The organism is Clostridium sp. (assembly GCF_016650095.1).
GTDB lineage: Bacteria > Bacillota > Clostridia > Clostridiales > Clostridiaceae > Clostridium_AD.
The window spans coordinates 1-2,170 of record NZ_JAENWL010000438.1 but is presented as its reverse complement, the minus strand read 5'-3'; the positions used below and the strand labels follow the sequence as shown (position 1 = coordinate 2,170).

The following is a 2,170-nucleotide window of genomic DNA, read 5'->3' as shown; positions in this document are numbered from 1 at the left end:
TTAAGACCTCTGTCCTGAGCAAGCTTATGCATTGCATCCAGTTTATCCGTCGCAAAGCAAATGAACATACCTTTGCCTTCAAACTTCTGACCTTGTGGCATGCAGACAAATTCAATCTCAGTTTCTCCGCTGCCATTTGTAAGAAATGCGACTTCTCCAGATCCTGCTTTAAAGCGGCGGGAAATAGTTAGTTCTGTAATTGTCTCATAAAACTCAATAGATTCTTCCAAGTTGTTGACCATTAAGGTCACATGCTGAATATGCATAGTACATCTCCTTTTCATTGATGAGTGCCGCTGCCATTTTATACCAGTGCGACGCTAAATGTTTATTTAAGTATACCATTAGTTTGAGTTACTTTATAAATATTTCTTATATTTTTCTATAAGTATAATTAGTTTCAAATTTGTGATACTAAATAATAGGAAAAGTAATTCTTTCATTAATATTATTTAACGTTATTATACCTAACGCAAGTGTAGGAGTATAAATTTACAACTTAAGGAGCTGAAAGCATGGAATTAAATTGGATTTGGCAAACAATTCTTATATTTATCGTAGGAACTTTTATTATAAGGGTAGGCGGGAGAAAATCACTTTCTCAAATGAGTATTTCTCAAACTATTGTAATGATTGGACTAGGATCTTTACTCATCCAGCCTGTAGCTGGAAAGGGGCTCCTAATTACATTTCTAGTAGCATTTATACTAACGTTATTAATGATGATCACTGAATATATAGAAGTTAAAGTGGATTTTTTGGAAACCATATTTTCAGGTAAAGCTGTTATGGTTATAGAGAATGGTGAACCAATCATTAAGAATCTAAGAAAAATAAGATTGTCAATTGATAAACTTGAAATCCGTTTGAGACTGGCTGGAATATCCTCGATAGAAGATGTTAAGTATGCAACAATTGAAGTAAGTGGACAGATAGGTTATGAGTTAAAAGATAATAAAAAACCTTTGACACAAGAGGAATTCCTGAAGCTAATGAGTGAAATATCTCAGTTGAAAGCAGTAGTTGGCAATTATATAAACACCCAAACAAACCAAGAGCAAAATAATAATATTTTTGAAGAAATAAATAGTAAAAAGTATGAAGGTGACAAAAATGAACCATAAAAGTATAATCAAAAGGAGATCCGATTGTATATCTCGTGAAGATAATTAATTCATAGTCAAAGTGAGGAATATATAGTAGAATATATAGTGGAGCTTTGTAAAAATAGCATTAAATTATTATGAGAAATTTAATTATGAATGGATAGGCAATTAGTGCTTAGCCATTATATTTTTTGTTATGCAGCTAAAACTTAATTTTAACAAGGGGATGAATAGAATGGATCTTATAACTGTAAATGAAAAAAAATGTATTAAATGCGAACAATGTATTAAGGAATGTCCAGCAGGTGTTCTAAAGATGGGAGAAAAGGTACCAGAAGAATTAGCAAATACCACTTGCATTGCATGTGGACATTGTGTTGCTGTATGCCCAACTGGTGCTATAGATAATAGCAAAACACCAATAAGTAAACAAGTTAATGTAAAAGATTTTCTTAAATTAGATGAAGAGCAGGCGGAGCATTTCCTAAGGGCACGCCGTTCTATAAGAAATTATACGGATAAATCTGTATCAAGAGAAAAATTAACTAAATTAGTTAATATCGCAAGGTTAGCGCCTACCGGAAGCAATAGTCAAGGCATATCATTTGTGGTAGTTGAGGACAAGAAATTAGTTGAAAAAGCTGTTGAACTTACTATTGCGATGATAGAAAAATCTCCATTAAAGGATGCATTAAAAGGATTAATCAGGAGTTACAAGGAAGATGGAGTTGATACGATTTTGCGAGGTGCTCCAAACTTAATCATAACTTTAGCGGACAAAGACTTTTCTGGCGCCAGGGGTAATTCTATTTCTTGTTTGACTTATCTAGAATTATTTGCTCCATCACTAGGACTTGGAACTTGTTGGGCTGGATTTTTTGAGTATTGTGCATCCATCAAGGGTTCTACACTGCCTAAATTATTTAATATTCCAGAAGGGAAAATTATAACAGGTGCTGTTATGGTTGGGTATCCTAAGTATACCTACAAGAAGTTAGTTGATAGAAATCCATTAGAAGTTACTTATATATAATATAAAAATTGGAAGACAAAAGTCACTAACG

Annotated in this window: 3 protein-coding genes; 2 read left to right on the top strand and 1 reads right to left on the bottom strand. The window is 32.9% G+C overall.

Annotation, left to right across the window (positions count from 1 at the left end; all coding sequences use genetic code 11):
- Positions 1 to 266: VOC family protein (locus JJE11_RS17590; protein WP_291637979.1), on the bottom strand; the 266-nt coding region annotated here is incomplete at its 3' end.
- A 249-nt stretch (positions 267 to 515) separates the two neighbouring features.
- On the opposite strand from JJE11_RS17590, the gene JJE11_RS17585 reads away from it, so the two are divergent.
- Positions 516 to 1,124 (top strand): DUF421 domain-containing protein, encoded by a 609-nt coding sequence (locus JJE11_RS17585; protein WP_291637977.1) that lies wholly within the window; start codon positions 516 to 518, stop codon positions 1,122 to 1,124.
- A 217-nt stretch (positions 1,125 to 1,341) separates the two neighbouring features.
- Entirely contained in the window at positions 1,342 to 2,139 is a 798-nt protein-coding gene (locus tag JJE11_RS17580) for a nitroreductase family protein (RefSeq protein WP_291637975.1), read from the top strand.
- Positions 2,140 to 2,170: the final 31 nt, after the last annotated feature.

Excerpts from the sequence above, each read along its gene's own strand:
- JJE11_RS17585 (WP_291637977.1), top strand. The coding sequence starts at position 516 with ATGGAATTAAATTGGATTTGGCAAACAATTCTTATATTTATCGTAGGA.
- JJE11_RS17580 (WP_291637975.1), top strand. The coding sequence starts at position 1,342 with ATGGATCTTATAACTGTAAATGAAAAAAAATGTATTAAATGCGAACAA.